Here is a 15,412-nt window from a genome sequence, read left to right as displayed (position 1 = left end):
GCTTCTTCCTCGGAGTCGTCCAGCTCATCACCACCGTCCACTGATCGGGCTTCACACAAAGGACGAACACTCATGACTTTCATCGACCTCAACGACTTGAACGACCCGAACACGCAGAACTTCCTAATCAGCGCTACTGACCTCACCGAGAACAATCTGTTCGCCCGAGGTGTTGCTCGCGACTCGGAGGACTCTGAAGTCCTCGCTGATGCACTCACCGGCTGGCTTTACAACCACGCGGACGCCTGGCTCTTTGCCGAGGACATTGACGCCGCGATTGCCGTGATCGATGCGTTCTGGGCCGCTAACCCGATCTGGGACGAGCGTTACCCCACCTGATTCACCGGAGGGGCGGCGGTCGCCGCCCCTTTCCTTTTCAACTCTCAAGGAGTCTCCATGAAACACATCATCGGATACGCCCGCGTATCGACCGCGCAGCAGTCCACGGACTTACAGCGTCGGGCACTCACCGCTTCCGGCTGCACCGAACTCTTCATTGATGAAGCCGTGTCCGGCTCCCAGAATCATGATTCGGCGCAGTTCAAGGCCATGATGCGCAGGGTTAAGGAACTGCGTACACGTAACGCGACCGTGCTCGTGCGCGTGACGAAGCTAGACCGATTCTCGCGGTCGCTACCGCACCTGCTCGACAGCGTGGAGCACCTCGGAAACCTTGGGGCGTCGTTCGAAGCCGCAGACGACAGCTTCGTTTACGACGCGAACAGCCCGACCAGCGTGCTCATGCTTTCGATGCTCGGCGCGCTCGCGCAGTTCGAACGCTCTTTGATCAAAGCACGCATGGCCGAGGGTCGCGCCTACGCCAAGGCGAACGGCCGCATCTTTGGTCGCCGCCCGACCCTTACGCAGGCAGCGGTCGATGCGATCCGCAAGGAGCGGGCTGAGGACGGTACAACGGACCGCCAGCTCGCGAAGAAGTGGGACGTTTCTCGCACCCTGATTCAGCGGGTGCTGAACATCGCGGGCTACACGAAGCCGTACGTGACGGCTGATGAGTGGGACGCGGCGCGAAAGGCCACCGCAAAGAAGGGCTGACCAGTGAACGGCCCTGTGGCTACATCTACGACCACGAGTCGAACACGATCATCCCTAACCCGTCCTACCCCTGTTCCCTGATCGATCCAACCCTCACCGAGGAGAAAGGCAATGACTACCGCAAGTGACAGCATCCCGACCGCCGCCGAAGCACTGGCCCACTGGGGCTACATCTACCGCATCACGAACACGATCACCGGTCGTGTCTACATCGGCATTCACGCATCGAAGCCGTCTGAGACTTGGGACGGCTACCAAGGGTCCGGCACCTACTTGAAGCAGGAGCAGGACAGCTACGGAGTGAACTCGTTCACTAAAGAGTTCGTGGAGTGGGTCGAGTCGGAACCCGAGGCCGTCACCGTCGAGGCCAAGCACATCAGCGCCGCCCTTCGGACCGGCCCTTGCTACAACTCGAACAACGCATACTCCACCGAGCCGCTCGCGTCTGACGCACTCTTCCACTCGTTCGCGTTCAAAGCCTCCTTCCGTCCGACGAAGCGACTCAACGCGCTCGTGAACACGCTTGTCCGGCAGCAGCGTGACGCCGACTCGCTGGAAGAGAAACGCCGTCTGCAACGCACCATCGAGGCGCATCTTCTCGCACTCAATCTGAAACGCCTTCGCCAGGCCACCACGCAACGCAAGGACCGCAAGCCATGACCATCACCGCATCACACACCGCACCGCGCACTCCGTCGCTCCATCGCGTCGGGCAGGTCTTCTCGAAGATCACGTGGGCTGCACTCGCCGTCCTCGCGGTGCTTGTCGTCGGCCTCGCCGCCGCGCAAGCCTCCGGCGTGCTCACCCTCGACAGAATCCTCACCGGTTCGATGGAGCCGACCCTTCTGACCGGCGACTACGTGCTCTCGCGCGGGCCGTCCGGTCACGATCTTCACCGCGGCGCGATCATCGCCTACTCGAACCCTGCTGCGTACGACGGTCTGCGCATCACCCACCGTGTGCACTCCGTCACGACCGGTCGGGCCGTGATGCAAGGTGACCACAACCCGGGACCGGACCCGTACCGCATCGCTGAGTCCGACGTGCGAGGAGTGATCGTCGGACACATCGGCGGCTTCGGCGCACGCATCGTCGAGCAGTTCGTGGTGACTCCGCAGTGGCGAACCGATTTAGGTTCGCTGATCCATGACCACGACACCGCAGCCGTTCCCGCGCTACTCGGAGGCGCGCCTTGGGGTCTCGTCGCAGCCCTCGTTCTCATGGCGCTAACGGCGCTCCTGGACCGATTCGTACTGCGTCCGCGCGGGGAGTGATCGGCTGTCCTTGTACGGAAGCGATATGGGTGCTACCCAAACCTTCAAAGGAGCACCGCCATGCGCAAGCACAGAAAGGTCCAAGAAGACGGCTTCACGCTAATCGAGCTTGTCATCGTCGTAGTCATCATCGGCGTTCTCACCGCCGTAGCCATACCAACCTACGGGTCGATACAGGGCCACGCAACGGTGAACTCTCTCAAGACGGCGAATCACGATGCGCTCACTGAGTACCGCGCTGACGAGGCGGCCGGAATACTCACCGTCGGTACGAAGATCGACTACTACGACTACAACCGCGACTTCAGCAACGACGTTGACAAGGGCGAAATATCTTCACGCGTCACCGCCTACCGAACAATGACGTGGGTGAAAGCGGCGGTGATAAAGGCGGGTTACACCGGTGACTACTCCGAGTACGCAGACGGCGCAACCTGTGTGCAGTCCGTTCTGCACCCAAACACTGATCAGGCTGTCGTCCGAGTGAGCGGCGATCCTATCTGCAAGTACATGGGTGGTGATTACGGCTATGACTCGATCAAGTAGAAAGCGTAGCGATCAAGGTTTCACGCTCATCGAGCTTGTGATCATGGTCGTAGTGCTCGGCATTCTCACCGCGATCGCGGTCCCCTCCTTCCTCCTAATCAAGCGCACTGCGTTGGAGCACAACCTGAAGTCCGATACGCAGACCGCTGTTTCCGCCATGCAAACACGCGCCACAGCCGTTGGCGGGGTCGAGAGCATGACCGACGAAGAACGCTCGGTCATCAGTGGCAAGTGTTCCGAGGCTGTCAAAGGCGGGTACGCATACTGCACCGTCACGCGCGCGTTCACCGGCTACAACGTTCGGGAGAAGGACCCTACGTACGTCGGCGACGGCGTTTTCTGTTCCTACGCCGCCTCGCGGTACGCAGGAGCGATCATCACGCGCATAACCGTCTCCGACAAAGCCTGCCGACTGTTCGACGCCTTCAAGAAGGAGCAGGGCTGACATGCGTTTGATAGACCGTTGGTCATCCTTGTACGGAAGGAGAGGTTCATGAGGTACCACAAGACCGCAGAAGGCACGTGGATGCGCTGCCGTGCAATCACACGCCGCGGTCAGGGCGTGACCGATTGCCCCATCGGCGGTGACGGACACGTCTCCGGTCGTGCGGGGATCGCCGCTCGCGGCGGCGGCGTCGAGGCACGATGGGAGAACGGTGACCACGTACACGCGAAAGTGAGCTCTATGGGCGAGGACGGGACGTTCACCGTCACATCGCCGAAGGGCTTCCGGAAGGTGTACACCGCCGTAGGACGACTGCTCACCCTTCGGGAGCGGGCGAAAGCCACTCTCCGGTCCGAGTGACCCAGACTCGGGAGGGTCGATCACCTGACCCTGTTTGCAAACGACCTCAACGCGGTCGATCCTCCGCACATCTATAGCTGCGTTCTCACGCGGCAACACCCCAGATCCGTATAACTCATCGGATCTGGGGTTTGTGCTGAAACCACCCCGCTAGCTGCGCTTAGCACCCCTCTACTCCCGCGGACTAGTGCGGGACTTTTCGGCGGTGAGCATAGCGCTGTTTTGAGCTATCGACGGAAGGCGCAGAGGTGCGCGCTAGCTCGGCTCGAAAACTCTCCCAAACTTTTTTGCTGGCGGGGTTGTGGACTACTAGTCGCCTGTCAAAGTTGGCCCCATGACGAACACCGCTTCTTCCACCAAGGACACCGCCGCCGCCGTTGACGCCACCGAGGTTCGCCGCCTCGTCGCGATGGTGCGACACGAACTCTCGGAGACCCTGGCCGACGCCCGGCGTGCGAAGCCGTTCTACGCCGCAACCCAGGACGAGGCCGCCGCCAAGGCCAAGGCCGCATCGAAGGCGCTCAACGAGTTCGCCTCGACCCTCAACAAGATCAAGGTTCAGGGCTGACTCCATCGATCATCCAACGAAGGCCCCGGTTTACACCGGGGCCTTCCTCATGAGAGGACACCATGCCGACTTTCGACGCCACAGAGGCGCACAAGCGCGTGAAGCCGGAAATGATGGAGGCTTTCAAGCAGGCCCTTGCAGACGCAGACCGTGAAGGGCAGGAGGTGTACTCCGTCATCGTTGTGAACGGCGTACCGCTCATGTACTCAGTGCGCGACCGGGCCTGAACGAGCAAAGCCCCGCCTCCGCATGCTACGTGCGGGGGCGATGCTTTCAGACTGGGCGAGAATCACGCAGGCCACGTGCTCGCCGCTCGTGCGTGGTGAGCCTTCGCTCTACGGTTGGGAAGCGTGCGGCTTCCCGTTCAGTCGACACCCATTCCTCCACCTCGCGCAGCTCGGTGTAGTACGAGTCTCCATCGGTCGCGGATATGTGCTCGGTGTAGAGGCTCCATCGTTGCTCGTAGAGACCGTCTATCTCTTCGTCCTCGCCGTAGCGGTAGACCTCACCCTTGTGCGCGTCCACAAAGTCCTGGTGCAGGCGGCGCAACGCTTCGCTGATCCGCCGCCAATCCTTTGACCGTTCGGCGTCTCTTCAGGTGGTCTTCGGCGCGCCCTTCTTGGCCTTCTTGTCCGCGGCTTCCGATGCGGCCTTCTGCGCGCGTCGGTCAATCTCGTCTCGAACCTCGGTGGGTGATACCTCTCCGGCCCACGACTGCAAGGTCGAGTAGCCCACCCCCAGCACCTCTCGAACGGCGGCGATCAGGTCCAGCTTGGTCTTGCTGTCCCCGACGGTGTGCACCTCATCCCGTGCCTCTTTGAGCGGCACCGACAGGGTTTCAACGATGACCGCACGGCGTGCTGCCGACGTCGAGTCCACGCGCCGCTTGCTGGTCTTCAGGTACTCGGTCATCGCGGCAATGCCCTCAACGCCGGACACTGCGTCACTCTGAGCCTCCTCGCTCCACGTGTCGAGCCATGCTTGCTGCACCTTCTCCGGCAGCTTGTCGAAGTCTTTGATGGACTCCTTGCGAGCCGTGAGGTGATCCCCGGTAGGCAGATCGAAGTAGGTGACGCCGCTGGCGTCGGTGAGGCGTACTGCGGGCATCGGAAGTCCCCCTTGAATCAGTGAATCTGTACAGTCATGGTAGGGGCATGAGCATCTCTCGTTGGCCCGTTCCGCGACACCCTTCCGAGGGCCGACCGTCAGGAGGGCACTGTGGGCAAGCCAAAACCACCAAGCCGAGGTGAGCTCGATCCGCCACCGGAGGGCGGCTACCCAAGCGCCGCGGATCTTCCGGCCTTCCGGAAGATGAAACAGGAAGCCGCCGGACTCCGTTTCCTCGTCGCCTTTCGACCGTCAATGCGGAAAGAACTAAAGCGCCTCGAGAAGCAACTCGCACACCTCACCGACTCGATTGACCGCTTCTACGAGCTGCTCGCTGATCGACACTGGGTTTTCCACGGGTCGCTGAACCTCGACCGCTTAACAGAGGCTTTGACCGCTGGCCAGGCCGATCAGCTTCAGCTTGCCGTAATAGATCAATACGCCGATCCAGAGAAGATGAAGTTCGATCTGCTGCGCGCAAAAGCAGTGCCTGAACTTCGTCGCTACTCGACATTGATCGATCTCGCGTTCGATGACTACCTCAACGCTCGCTTCTACTCGACAACTCTCACCCTGCTTCCAATACTTGACCAGTTTGCGTCGGCGGTCAGCGATGATCGGCGTGGTCTACACTCTCTCGAAGAGCAGAAACTGATCGTCTCGAACTCACTTGTCGCTCATCACAAGGGGCTTGGTGCGACGCAAAAGTCCTTCACGAAGAGCTTCAACACTGTGAGTGATGAGCCTTTGCACGAGCTGCACCGCAACGGCATTCTTCACGGAAACTTCACAAACTTCAACAACATCATCGTTGCCTCGAAGGCATGGAACCGGCTGTTTGCGCTGCTCGATTGGCGAGAGTCACTGATCGAAGCGGCTCGACTACCGGAAAAACAGGTCAAGCTCACGGATGCTCTTTCCCAGCTGGCGGAGACTCGAGCGCGCACCAAGGTCATCGAAGCCTGGCAACCGCGCCCCGCGCGGTCGGTGTCGGAGCACGGTCAATCGGCAGTAGAGGAAGAGCCGGTCACGCAGGCGACAGTGGCCTTGCTCGAGGCATGGAAGGCGAAGAACTACGGCGCACTCGTTGCCTACCTCTCGGAGTCCTCGAAAGGGAAGACCAAAGGCGCGCATATTGGAGAGGTGCGCAAGCGCTTCGCCGAATCTACGCTAGATCATTTCGAGCTCGTCAGCGTCGAGATGCGCGGCGCGGCTGCTGGGCACGTCGTTGCGGACCTCACGGTTGATGGCGTTACGCAGCGCTCCGAGTTCCGAATGCTCTACACAGATGAACTCGGCCATGTGTATCCGGAAGGAGACCCGAAGGGGACATGGCGGAGCATCGCTACTGGTCCGGCTGCGATTGTCGGGAGGACTTGGCCCGCCAAGGAATAGCAAGCTGCTGGCACGACTACCTGACAGCTATTGAGAGCCGAGGACGGTGTGAGTTAGCTCTCCATTTTGCCCTTGCCCCCCACGAAAGCAACGGCCGCTAGGGCAACAACTCCGACGGTCGCCCCGACCACCGACAGGGTCTTGACGATGAATTGCTTGTTACGCTCGTCCTTCGCATCCACCTGATGTGCGGCGTCGAGAATCCGCTCGTAGAGGTCGCGCCGTTCCTCACTTGACAGGTTGTCACGGTCAAGCTCCTTGATGTAAGCATCCTGCGCCATCGTAAACGCTCGTTGAGCGCGCTTCTGACTCTTGTCGTTGGACTTGAAGGTGGTTGCAAGTTGCTCGTTGACCGCCCGGAGGGTTTCGGTCGCGAGCAGCTTGAAGTCAGGGAACTGCTCCGCGATCTTTAGGGCCACCTCGGTGTTCATTTCCGGCATCATCGCGACAAGCTTCATGACACCATCCCGCGAGAGATTGCGCCACGAGTCGATCCCAAGGGCCTGCTTTACGCCGTCTTCGCTCTGCTCCACCACTACTACTCCCTCGCCGAACCACGCTCTGCCGTTGCCGTTCCGGAGCGATCTTCAGTCATCATCTCAGACTGGTCAGGCTCCGGCCCGAGGCATGACACGTCAGTCGGATCGGCTGGTTCGGTGAACAGCTGCCAGAGTCGGTCCACCATCGCCGGATCGCTTTCCGCGGTGAGTGTCATCCCTTGCCACTCCTCCGCCGTCAATCTCGGCACCTCGGGGTGCGGTTGCTTCCACACGATGTCCACGCGCCGCTCTAGGGCACCGGGTGCTCGCGACGGCGCGCCTTTCTCGGCCTTCGCGATCAGCACCGCCTCCACCTCCGACCGGATCGCGTTCTGTTTCTCCTCGAAAGACGCTTGTGTGCTGTTCAGGGCGGCGCTCGTCGTCCACGCATGCTCTACACGGTTCGCAGGAGCGAGCACCGTCTGAGCGTAGAAGGCGTCTCGTTCCCTGGTGAGGTGGCTCTGCTTCTCTTCAAGCTTCTGCACCTGAGGGAAGACGACCGCCCCGCTCAGTTCGCCCCTGCTGTATGTCTCCATCAGCTCATCGATACGACCGACAACGCTGGCAAGTTCGTCCTCGCCGCTCCACACAGCCTGCTTGGGCTGCACGTCAATCGCACCACGGTACGCGCGTGCCGTCACGTACTCGAACACCTCCGTCGTGACGTACGCCTCCAGGCGCTTCGCGTTGATGGCCAGGTGTGTCGCGGCCTTCCCGCTGTTGCAGGAGTAACTGCTTCTCTCCACCGGATCGACGAGTTGTCCGTAGAGCTTTCCGCCGCAGACGCCGCAGCGAACCAGCGTCGAGAGCAGCCACTTGCCCTCTTTGACTCCGCGCCGTGTTCGACGCTCAAGCATGGCGAGACCGGCACTGCGCTCTTCGAGGGTGATGATCGGCTCCCAGTTACCCATCACCAATGCGCCGCTGTCGTCGTACAGAGGCTCGTGGTTCAAACTGCGCACGCCCGCGGTCTTCCAGCCGAAGAGAGTGCGTTTCACCGGCGTCCACCCCCATGACGACTTGCCGTCAGTAGTGAGTACGCCGTCCCGCTCCCACTGGCGGCGAATCGATGTGATCGATGCGCCAGCGATGATCGACCGCACCGCCTCACGGATCGCCTCCGCTTCGGCCGGCCGATGTGTCTTCCCATCGTGCTCGAAGCCGAACGCGCGGCGGTGCTGTAGCCCCGGTTCGCCGTTCAACGCCTTTTGCAGATTCGCTCGCTTCGTGCGCTCCGAGATGCGCTCGGCCTCGGCCGCATCCCACGCTGCGATGGTGAGCGCTACCGCTCGTCCGTCCGCCGTCGCCAGGTTGTGCTCGCCGGAGACCACCGTCCGAATCTCAACACCGTTGCTCTTGTAGAGCTCGATGAGTTCTAGGTACTCCCGGACGCGTCGAGTCAGGCGGCTGTTCGAGTAGGCGAGGATGTACTCGAACTCGCCAGCACGCGCTTGATCGAGCATGGCCGCGTACTGCTTACGCACCTTGTGCTTCGCCGTCTTGTCACTCGCACCGACATCGTTCTCCGGGTAGAACGCGACCACCTCGAAGCCGAGACGCTTAGCGAGGTCACGACAGTCCTTCTCCTGGCGCGCGATACCGAGGCCTTCACCTTCGCGGTCGTCGCTGATCCGCACGTAGATCGCGGCACGTCCTTGTGTCATGGACACCCTTCCTCGAGGGTTCGATCCTGACACATACTTTGACGACAACGCGCCAGGCCGTGGTCGCGTTCGTGATCCTGACCGCCGAGGCCGCTGCCGACGTCGACCGGACCTCCGCGTCGACCGAACTCCGCAACTGGGTCGGCAAGCGGATCGGCGCGATCGCGAAGCCGCGACAGGTCGTCATCGTCCCCGAGCTGCCGAAGACGCGGTCCGGCAAGATCATGCGGCGGCTCCTCCGCGACGCGGCCGAGGGCCGCCGCATCGGCGACACGACGACGCTGTCCGACCCGACGATCATGGCGACCATCGCGGAACTGATGTGACGCGGTGAACGTGCGGAGAGCCTCCAGGCCGGTCGGTCTGGAGGCTCTCCTGCTGTCCGCGGACGGGTCACGTCCGCCGGTGGTTCAGTCCGTCAACTCGACGATCAGCTCCACCTCGACGGGGGCGTCGAGCGGGAGCACCGCGACGCCGACGGCACTGCGGGCGTGGACGCCCGCTTCGCCGAAGACGTCGCCGACGAGCTGCGACGCGCCGTTGGCGACCCCGGGCTGGCCGGTGAAGGACGGGTCCGAGGCGACGAACACCGTCACCTTGACGACCTTCGCCACCCGGTCGAGCGACCCGGCGACGCTCTGCACGGCGGCGAGGCCGTTCAGTGCGGCCTGACGCGCCTGCGCGGTCGCGGTCTCGGCGTCGACCTCGGCGCCGACCTTGCCGGTGACCGGCAGTGCGCCGTCCACGAAGGGCAGCTGCCCCGCGGTGAAGACGTGGCTGCCGGAGACGACGGCCGGGACGTACGCGGCGACCGGCGCCGCGACGGCCGGGATCCTGAGGCCGAGCTCGCGCAGGCGGTCCTCGATGCTCACGCGTCGGCCTTCGGACGCTTCAGGTAGGCGACCAGGCCGCCCTCGGGGCCGGTGACGACCTGGACCAGCTCCCAGCCCTCGTCACCGAAGTTGTTGAGGATGGCGGTGGTGTTGTGGATGATCAACGGAGTCGTGAGGTATTCCCAGCGGCGCATGCGGTTCCTTGCCAGCCTTTCAGTCCGAGGTGTCGTTTAGGCTGCATCCTATGTCTGCCCAGAAGACGTCTGCCCGTCGGACCAAGCCCGTCTCCGCAGTCGGCGCCTTCATCGGTTTCGTCGGCTTCAGCGCGCTCGCCGGTCTGCTCGTCACGATCGGTGTCACGCCGGCCATCGCGGTCGCCGGTGTCACGACGACCTCGACGATCGGTGTGTTCGAGTCCCTGCCCGAGTACATCGAGCTCGGTGACCTCCCCCAGCGCAACGAGGTCCTGGCGTACCAGGGCGGCAAGCCCGTGCACCTGGCGACGGTCTACGACCAGAACCGCCAGGAACTGAAGTACGACCAGATCAGCGACAACCTCAAGAACGCCGCCATCGACGGCGAGGACAAGCGCTTCTGGGACCACGGTGGTGTCGACATGACGTCGCTCGTCCGTGCCGGCGTGGGCACGGTCGCGGGCGGTGGGCTCGGCGACTCCGGCGGTGGCTCGACCCTGACCATGCAGCTGGTCCGCAACATCAAGATGCAGCAGGCCCTCGAGCTCCCGACCCCGGAAGAGCGCCTGAAGGCCTACAACGAGGCGACGAAGGTCTCGGTCTCCCGCAAGCTCGAGGAGATGAAGCTCGCGATCGGGCTGGCCAAGAAGTACCCGAAGAAGGACATCCTCACCGGGTACCTCAACATCGCCTTCTTCGGTGACCAGACGTACGGCGTGCAGGCCGCGGCGCAGCACTACTACGGCAAGAACGCGACGGACCTGACCCCTGCCGAGGGCGCGTCGATCCTGGCGATCGTGCAGTCCCCGAACACCCGCAACCTGTCGGACCCCAAGTTCTACGACGCCAACGTCGCCCGACGTGACGTCATCCTCAAGTCGATGTACGCGCAGAAGCACATCGACAAGAAGCAGTTCGACGAGGCGATCGCGTCGAAGCCGGCCGACTACGTGCACCTGACCGACCCGACGCAGGGCTGCAAGGCCGCCGCCGGCAACGGTTCGCAGTTCTTCTGTGACTACGCGGTGCAGATCGTCAAGGAGATGTCGCAGCTCGGCGCCACGCAGAAGCAGCGTGACGCAGCCTGGCGCAACGGCGGGTACACGATCCAGACCACGCTGAACCTGGACCTCAACAACGCGCAGAAGGACCTGATCAATCAGTACGCCCCGAACACCGAGGCCCGCTTCAAGCTCGGTGGTGTGCTCAACTCGGTCGAGGCCGACACCGGTCGTGTCCTGACGATGGTGCAGAACAAGAACTACAACCAGCTCGCCGCATGTGGTTCAGAAGGCGCCGACCCCAACGCGTGCGCTCCGGCCACGGACACCGGGCTCAACCTGAGTGTGGACAAGCAGTACGGCGGCGGTGAGGGCTTCCAGACGGGTTCGACCTTCAAGCCGTTCACGCTGCTGAACTGGCTGCAGAACGGCCACGGACTGCAGGAGATCGTGAACGGCACACCGCGCACCTTCTCGAGCTTCACGCAGTGCAAGACCCCGATCTCCGCTGCGTACCCGGTGCGGAACGACGCGCCTGGTGAGGGCGGGAACATGACGGTCGAGAACGCCACCTACCGCTCGATCAACAACTCCTACGTCCAGATGGCCCAGAAGCTCGACTTCTGCGACATCCGCGACACGGCTGAGAGCCTCGGCGTGCACCTGGCACAGCCCCGCGCCACCTCGACCGAGTACGCGGACGACATGTCGAAGAAGACGACCACCGACGTCCGTACCAACCCGTCGTTCGTCCTCGGCACCAACTACATCGCGCCCCTGACGATGGCGGCGGCGTACGCCGGCATCGCGAACAAGGGCACGTTCTGCCGACCGATCGCGATCGACAACATCACCAACGCGGACGGCAAGTCGCTCGGTGGTCAGCCGAAGGAGTGCACGCAGGCCGTCGACCCGGAGGTCACGGCGACCGCCATCTACGCGCTGAAGAAGGTCCTGACCATCGGGACCGCGGTCAATGGCCGGACGCCGGACGGGATGGACGAGTTCGCCAAGACCGGTACCACTGACGACGCGGACCAGCTCTGGCTCGTCGGCGCCACCACGAAGGTCGCGACGGCTGCGTGGCTCGGGAACATCGAGGGCAAGCAGAGCCTCCGGGCTGTCTACGGTCCGAACGGCCAGTACGCCAGCTCCCGCACGGCGCTCTGGCGGCAGGCGCAGACCGTCGCGAACACCCAGTACCCGGGCGGCCAGTTCGAGACTCCGTCCGCAGCGGCGATCCGCGGCAACAGCATCACGGTCCCGAACGTCGCCGGTCAGAGCCCTGACGCGGCTCGTGCAACGCTCGCGAGCGCCGGTCTGACGTACGTCGACGGCGGCGTCCAGTCCGGCGGCGGGACCGCGGGGACGGTCTCGTCGACCAGCCCCGCCGCGGGGCTGCAGCTCTCGAAGGGCTCGAGCGTCACGGTGTACACCACCGACGGCTCGCAGGCGTCGATCCCCGACGTCGGCGGCAAGAAGGTCGACGACGCGAAGTCGACGCTGTCCGGTGCCGGGTTCACCAACGTGGCGATCGCCGGCGACTACGAACGCGGCAACGGGAAGAACGAGTGCACCGTCGCCGCCGTGGACCCGGGTGCCGGGACGGCCACCGCCAAGAGCACCGGGGTGACCCTGAAGCTGTTCGGCGACAAGGACGGCAAGGCGCCGAAGGACTGCCGATGACCCGCGGCCGCGGTGCCCTCGGCGTCCTCGCCGCGGGCGCCGCGGTCGGTGTCGCCTCGGCCGCCTGGGGCTCGCTCGTCGAACGCCGGCGCTTCGGCATCCGCTGGGAGACGGTCCCCGTCCTGCCCGAGGGCTCCCGCGACGTGACGGTGCTGCACCTCTCCGACATCCACATGGCCCCGTGGCAGGCCGACAAGCAGCAGTGGATCCGCGACCTCAGCCTGGTCGAGCCCGACTTCATCGTGAACACCGGCGACAACCTCGGCCACGAGACCGCCAACGCCGCCGTCGAGTACGCCCTCGAACCGTTCCGCGGCATCCCGGGGGCGTTCGTGTACGGCTCGAACGACTTCTTCGGCCCCTCGCCCCGCAACCCGGTCAAGTACCTCTCCGGCCCGAGCTCGATGCGTCCCTCCGCGCAACCGGTGAAGCTCGACGTCGATCGGCAGACGGCGTTCTTCGAGTCGCTCGGTTGGCTCGACCTCAACGACCACGCCCGCGCCATCGAGGTCCGCGGCTCCCGGTTCGAGCTCTTCGGTACCTCCGACGCGCACCGCGACTGGGACCGCCTCGACCTGCTGCCGGCGAACGTCGACGAGATGCGGTCCGAGGTCCCCTGGTCCGAGGACGCGTCCGGCCCCTCGCCCGTGTCCATCGGCGTCACCCACGCGCCGTACCGCCGGGTGCTCGACGCGTTCGTCACGCAGGGTGCGGACGTCGTCTTCGCCGGGCACACCCACGGCGGTCAGGTCGCCGTCCCCGGAGTCGGAGCCCTGGTGACGAACTCGGATCTGCCCCGGCGGTACGCCAGTGGCCTGCACCAGTGGCAGAACCGGACGCACTGGTCCTGGCTCAACGTCTCCGCCGGTCTCGGCACCTCGATCTACGCCCCGATCCGGTTCGCGGTGCGTCCCGAGGCCGTCGTCGTCACCCTCACCGCGCGGGGCTGAGGCCGACCCGGCACCCCGCCGGGCGTCCGCGCTGGTGTCCCGTGGCAATCGTGGGGCTGCGTCGACTGCTGCCACCTGCGTGGAAGCGGCTGACGTGCCGGGTCCAGCGACGCCGTGCTGTCGATGCCACGTCGGAGACCGAGCACGTCGGCCGGCAGGTGCCGCGACGGGCAGCAGGCCGCAGGTCGGCCAGGAGGCGCGGCTCAACTCCGCCCCGCCACCGTCGGACCGCGACGCGCCCGGCCGACATCGCGTGGTCGTGAGCACCCCCGAACATCGGATAGACTTCTGGGGTTGCTCCGGGAACGGAGTGATCGCACCGCGGGGTGTGGCGCAGCTTGGTAGCGCGCGTCGTTCGGGACGACGAGGTCGCAGGTTCAAATCCTGTCACCCCGACAGCCACGGCCCTGGTTCCACTCGGAACCAGGGCCGTTCTCTGTATCCGGGATCGCTTCGAGCCGCAGGCAGACCGCCTCGCCGGACCGCAGCAGCAGCCCGCCCGCGTCGCCGAACCGGGCACCGCCACCGTACGGGCAGGGCCACCGCGGCGCCGCGGTCCGTCGCCGCATAACCAGAACCGGTCCGAACCACGGGATCCCGCGGCGCGAACCGGTTCGAGCAGTGCCCATCCACCCGGAACCGGCTCAGGCGCAGCCGACGCCGGGCGCAGCCTGCCCCGGCCGAGCCGGCTCAGGCGCAGCCAGCCCCGGGCGAGCCCGCTCCCCTAGGCCGCGACGCCTGCGCGGACCAGACGGCCCTCGGCGTGCAGTCCGGCGACGACCTCGAGCGCCTGGTGCCGGTACCGCGACTGCGCGGCACCCGGGGCGACGATCACGCCGTCCGCACCGGTGGACTCGACCAGGTCGTTGATCTTCGCCGCGACCTCGTCCCGCGTGCCGTACGCCTGACGCTCCGTGCGTGCGGCGATGAAGCGGCGCTCGAGGTCCGAGAACTGGTACGCGCGGGCCTCGTCCATGGACACCGGCTCGGGCTTGGTGCCCTGACGCATCCGGATGAACGAGATCATGCCCGGAGCGCTCTGCTCCTCGACCACGGCCGGGTCCTCGTCGGTGACGACCTGCACGCCGATCAGGGCGAGCGGCTCGGACCGGAAGCGCGACGGCCGGAACGACTGGTGGTACAGCGCGAGCGCCGCCTCGGTGTTGTCCGAGGCGAAGTGGTGCGCGAAGGCGAAGGCGATGCCGAGGGCGCCGGCGACCTGGGCGCTGTAGCCGGAGGAACCGAGCAGCCAGAAGTCGGGGACGTCGCCGTAGCCGGGGACGGCGCGGATCCGCGAGAGCGGGTTGGACTCCTCCATCCCGGTGAAGAACCCGACGAGGTCGGCGAGCTGCTGCGGGAAGTCGTCGACGTCCAGGCGGTCGGTGCGGCGCAGGGCCATCGCGGTCGCCCCGTCGGTCCCGGGGGCCCGGCCGATGCCGAGGTCGACGCGGTCGCCGTAGAGGGCGCGGAGGGTGCCGAACTGCTCGGCGATGACCAGGGGTGCGTGGTTCGGCAGCATCACACCACCGGATCCGATGCGGATGGTGGAGGTCGCGGCTCCGACGGCGCTGAGCAGGACAGCCGGCGCTGACGAGGTGATGCCGGGCATGCCGTGGTGCTCGGCGACCCAGAACCGTTCGTAGCCGAGCTGCTCGGCCCGCACGGCCATGTCGATCGAGCCCTGCAGGGCTTCGGTGTTCGACTGGCCGTACTCGCGCGTGGCGAGGTCGAGGACGGAAAGGTGCAGGGGTGCGTCGCTCATGTCGGAGCCAACGTGAGCCGCCCCGTGACCATTCC

General features: G+C 64.7%; 20 protein-coding genes and 1 tRNA gene. 14 read left to right on the top strand and 7 right to left on the bottom strand.

From position 1 onward, the window contains the following. Nucleotides 1-72 precede the first annotated feature (72 nt). The 9 genes from JOD51_RS05775 (at nucleotide 73) to JOD51_RS05735 (ending at nucleotide 4,473) form a co-directional block, all read left to right on the top strand. Nucleotides 73-339: a hypothetical protein gene (locus tag JOD51_RS05775; protein WP_204607416.1), complete on the top strand. Its 267-nt coding sequence runs from the start codon at nucleotides 73-75 to the stop codon at nucleotides 337-339. A gap of 57 nt (nucleotides 340-396) precedes the next feature. After that, nucleotides 397-1,053 carry a recombinase family protein gene (locus tag JOD51_RS05770; protein ID WP_204607415.1) on the top strand — a complete coding sequence of 219 codons (657 nt, stop codon included), beginning with the start codon at nucleotides 397-399 and terminating at the stop codon, nucleotides 1,051-1,053. Between the two features lie 111 nt (nucleotides 1,054-1,164). Beyond that, the gene (locus JOD51_RS05765) at nucleotides 1,165-1,713 is read left to right on the top strand and encodes a GIY-YIG nuclease family protein (RefSeq protein ID WP_204607414.1); all 549 of its coding nucleotides are present in this window, start codon (nucleotides 1,165-1,167) and stop codon (nucleotides 1,711-1,713) included. Continuing rightward, nucleotides 1,710-2,327, top strand: coding sequence for a signal peptidase I (locus tag JOD51_RS05760; protein ID WP_204607413.1), 618 nt, complete (start codon nucleotides 1,710-1,712; stop codon nucleotides 2,325-2,327). The genes JOD51_RS05765 and JOD51_RS05760 overlap by 4 nt, the downstream gene beginning before the upstream one ends. A gap of 60 nt (nucleotides 2,328-2,387) precedes the next feature. Then, on the top strand, nucleotides 2,388-2,873 hold the full coding sequence (locus tag JOD51_RS05755; protein ID WP_204607412.1) for a prepilin-type N-terminal cleavage/methylation domain-containing protein: 486 nt from the start codon (nucleotides 2,388-2,390) through the stop codon (nucleotides 2,871-2,873). Next, nucleotides 2,857-3,318, top strand: a complete 462-nt coding sequence (locus tag JOD51_RS05750) for a type II secretion system protein (protein ID WP_259558947.1) — start codon at nucleotides 2,857-2,859, stop codon at nucleotides 3,316-3,318. The genes JOD51_RS05755 and JOD51_RS05750 overlap by 17 nt, the downstream gene beginning before the upstream one ends. Before the next feature lie 48 nt (nucleotides 3,319-3,366). Beyond that, nucleotides 3,367-3,678, top strand: a complete 312-nt coding sequence (locus JOD51_RS05745; RefSeq protein ID WP_204607410.1) for a hypothetical protein — start codon at nucleotides 3,367-3,369, stop codon at nucleotides 3,676-3,678. 334 nt (nucleotides 3,679-4,012) lie between these two features. Next, nucleotides 4,013-4,246 carry a hypothetical protein gene (locus tag JOD51_RS05740; protein ID WP_204607409.1) on the top strand — a complete coding sequence of 78 codons (234 nt, stop codon included), beginning with the start codon at nucleotides 4,013-4,015 and terminating at the stop codon, nucleotides 4,244-4,246. A 62-nt stretch (nucleotides 4,247-4,308) separates the two neighbouring features. Then, entirely contained in the window at nucleotides 4,309-4,473 is a 165-nt protein-coding gene (locus JOD51_RS05735; RefSeq protein ID WP_204607408.1) for a hypothetical protein, read from the top strand. A gap of 46 nt (nucleotides 4,474-4,519) precedes the next feature. Here the strand turns inward: JOD51_RS05735 and JOD51_RS05730 are convergent, their stop codons facing one another. Together JOD51_RS05730 and JOD51_RS05725 are read right to left on the bottom strand one after the other, a co-directional pair. Beyond that, nucleotides 4,520-4,771, bottom strand: a complete 252-nt coding sequence (locus JOD51_RS05730) for a hypothetical protein (protein WP_204607407.1) — start codon at nucleotides 4,769-4,771, stop codon at nucleotides 4,520-4,522. A gap of 69 nt (nucleotides 4,772-4,840) precedes the next feature. Further along, complete coding sequence (locus JOD51_RS05725) at nucleotides 4,841-5,353, bottom strand: hypothetical protein (protein WP_204607406.1); 513 nt, start codon at nucleotides 5,351-5,353, stop codon at nucleotides 4,841-4,843. Nucleotides 5,354-5,464: 111 nt separating this feature from the next. Between JOD51_RS05725 and JOD51_RS05720 the strand changes: the two genes are divergently transcribed. After that, a complete protein-coding gene (locus JOD51_RS05720; protein WP_204607405.1) occupies nucleotides 5,465-6,748 on the top strand; it encodes a hypothetical protein in 1,284 nt (427 codons plus the stop codon). A gap of 53 nt (nucleotides 6,749-6,801) precedes the next feature. Here the strand turns inward: JOD51_RS05720 and JOD51_RS05715 are convergent, their stop codons facing one another. Beyond that, entirely contained in the window at nucleotides 6,802-7,284 is a 483-nt protein-coding gene (locus tag JOD51_RS05715; protein ID WP_204607404.1) for a hypothetical protein, read from the bottom strand. A gap of 2 nt (nucleotides 7,285-7,286) precedes the next feature. Next, nucleotides 7,287-8,951, bottom strand: a complete 1,665-nt coding sequence (locus tag JOD51_RS05710; RefSeq protein ID WP_204607403.1) for a recombinase family protein — start codon at nucleotides 8,949-8,951, stop codon at nucleotides 7,287-7,289. Between the two features lie 38 nt (nucleotides 8,952-8,989). Between JOD51_RS05710 and JOD51_RS05705 the strand changes: the two genes are divergently transcribed. Beyond that, complete coding sequence (locus JOD51_RS05705) at nucleotides 8,990-9,277, top strand: AMP-binding enzyme (RefSeq protein ID WP_372377719.1); 288 nt, start codon at nucleotides 8,990-8,992, stop codon at nucleotides 9,275-9,277. 84 nt (nucleotides 9,278-9,361) lie between these two features. On the opposite strand, the gene JOD51_RS05700 is transcribed toward JOD51_RS05705, so the two are convergent. Both JOD51_RS05700 and sp36 read right to left on the bottom strand, forming a co-directional pair. Next, nucleotides 9,362-9,823 carry a RidA family protein gene (locus JOD51_RS05700; RefSeq protein WP_204607402.1) on the bottom strand — a complete coding sequence of 154 codons (462 nt, stop codon included), beginning with the start codon at nucleotides 9,821-9,823 and terminating at the stop codon, nucleotides 9,362-9,364. Further along, nucleotides 9,820-9,978, bottom strand: a complete 159-nt coding sequence (sp36, locus tag JOD51_RS05695) for a Sp36 family protein (RefSeq protein WP_166781082.1) — start codon at nucleotides 9,976-9,978, stop codon at nucleotides 9,820-9,822. The genes JOD51_RS05700 and sp36 overlap by 4 nt, the downstream gene beginning before the upstream one ends. Before the next feature lie 50 nt (nucleotides 9,979-10,028). Here sp36 and JOD51_RS05690 point away from each other — a divergent pair, with 50 nt between their 5' ends. The 3 genes from JOD51_RS05690 to JOD51_RS05680 all read left to right on the top strand — a co-directional run bounded on the left by JOD51_RS05690 (nucleotide 10,029) and on the right by JOD51_RS05680 (nucleotide 14,011). Beyond that, entirely contained in the window at nucleotides 10,029-12,665 is a 2,637-nt protein-coding gene (locus tag JOD51_RS05690) for a transglycosylase domain-containing protein (RefSeq protein ID WP_204607401.1), read from the top strand. After that, on the top strand, nucleotides 12,662-13,615 hold the full coding sequence (locus tag JOD51_RS05685; RefSeq protein WP_204607400.1) for a metallophosphoesterase: 954 nt from the start codon (nucleotides 12,662-12,664) through the stop codon (nucleotides 13,613-13,615). The genes JOD51_RS05690 and JOD51_RS05685 overlap by 4 nt, the downstream gene beginning before the upstream one ends. Nucleotides 13,616-13,937: 322 nt before the next feature. Then, a tRNA-Pro gene (locus JOD51_RS05680) sits at nucleotides 13,938-14,011 on the top strand. Between the two features lie 328 nt (nucleotides 14,012-14,339). Here the strand turns inward: JOD51_RS05680 and JOD51_RS05675 are convergent. Continuing rightward, entirely contained in the window at nucleotides 14,340-15,377 is a 1,038-nt protein-coding gene (locus JOD51_RS05675) for an LLM class flavin-dependent oxidoreductase (RefSeq protein ID WP_204607399.1), read from the bottom strand. Between the last annotated feature and the right edge of the window lie 35 nt (nucleotides 15,378-15,412).

Source organism: Curtobacterium herbarum (assembly GCF_016907335.1).
Classification (GTDB): domain Bacteria; phylum Actinomycetota; class Actinomycetes; order Actinomycetales; family Microbacteriaceae; genus Curtobacterium; species Curtobacterium herbarum.
The sequence above is the reverse complement of the archived record's forward strand: the minus strand, read 5'-3'. Positions and strand labels throughout refer to the sequence as shown.

Bases quoted from the DNA above. Each gene is read 5' to 3' on its own strand.
- JOD51_RS05750 (WP_259558947.1), top strand. From the start codon at position 2,857: ATGACTCGATCAAGTAGAAAGCGTAGCGATCAAGGTTTCACGCTCATC.
- JOD51_RS05760 (WP_204607413.1), top strand. From the start codon at position 1,710: ATGACCATCACCGCATCACACACCGCACCGCGCACTCCGTCGCTCCAT.
- JOD51_RS05765 (WP_204607414.1), top strand. From the start codon at position 1,165: ATGACTACCGCAAGTGACAGCATCCCGACCGCCGCCGAAGCACTGGCC.
- JOD51_RS05745 (WP_204607410.1), top strand. From the start codon at position 3,367: ATGAGGTACCACAAGACCGCAGAAGGCACGTGGATGCGCTGCCGTGCA.
- JOD51_RS05740 (WP_204607409.1), top strand. From the start codon at position 4,013: ATGACGAACACCGCTTCTTCCACCAAGGACACCGCCGCCGCCGTTGAC.
- JOD51_RS05755 (WP_204607412.1), top strand. From the start codon at position 2,388: ATGCGCAAGCACAGAAAGGTCCAAGAAGACGGCTTCACGCTAATCGAG.
- JOD51_RS05775 (WP_204607416.1), top strand. From the start codon at position 73: ATGACTTTCATCGACCTCAACGACTTGAACGACCCGAACACGCAGAAC.
- JOD51_RS05675 (WP_204607399.1), bottom strand. From the start codon at position 15,377: ATGAGCGACGCACCCCTGCACCTTTCCGTCCTCGACCTCGCCACGCGC.
- JOD51_RS05685 (WP_204607400.1), top strand. From the start codon at position 12,662: ATGACCCGCGGCCGCGGTGCCCTCGGCGTCCTCGCCGCGGGCGCCGCG.
- sp36 (WP_166781082.1), bottom strand. From the start codon at position 9,978: ATGCGCCGCTGGGAATACCTCACGACTCCGTTGATCATCCACAACACC.
- JOD51_RS05710 (WP_204607403.1), bottom strand. From the start codon at position 8,951: ATGACACAAGGACGTGCCGCGATCTACGTGCGGATCAGCGACGACCGC.
- JOD51_RS05725 (WP_204607406.1), bottom strand. From the start codon at position 5,353: ATGCCCGCAGTACGCCTCACCGACGCCAGCGGCGTCACCTACTTCGAT.
- JOD51_RS05735 (WP_204607408.1), top strand. From the start codon at position 4,309: ATGCCGACTTTCGACGCCACAGAGGCGCACAAGCGCGTGAAGCCGGAA.
- JOD51_RS05770 (WP_204607415.1), top strand. From the start codon at position 397: ATGAAACACATCATCGGATACGCCCGCGTATCGACCGCGCAGCAGTCC.
- JOD51_RS05690 (WP_204607401.1), top strand. From the start codon at position 10,029: ATGTCTGCCCAGAAGACGTCTGCCCGTCGGACCAAGCCCGTCTCCGCA.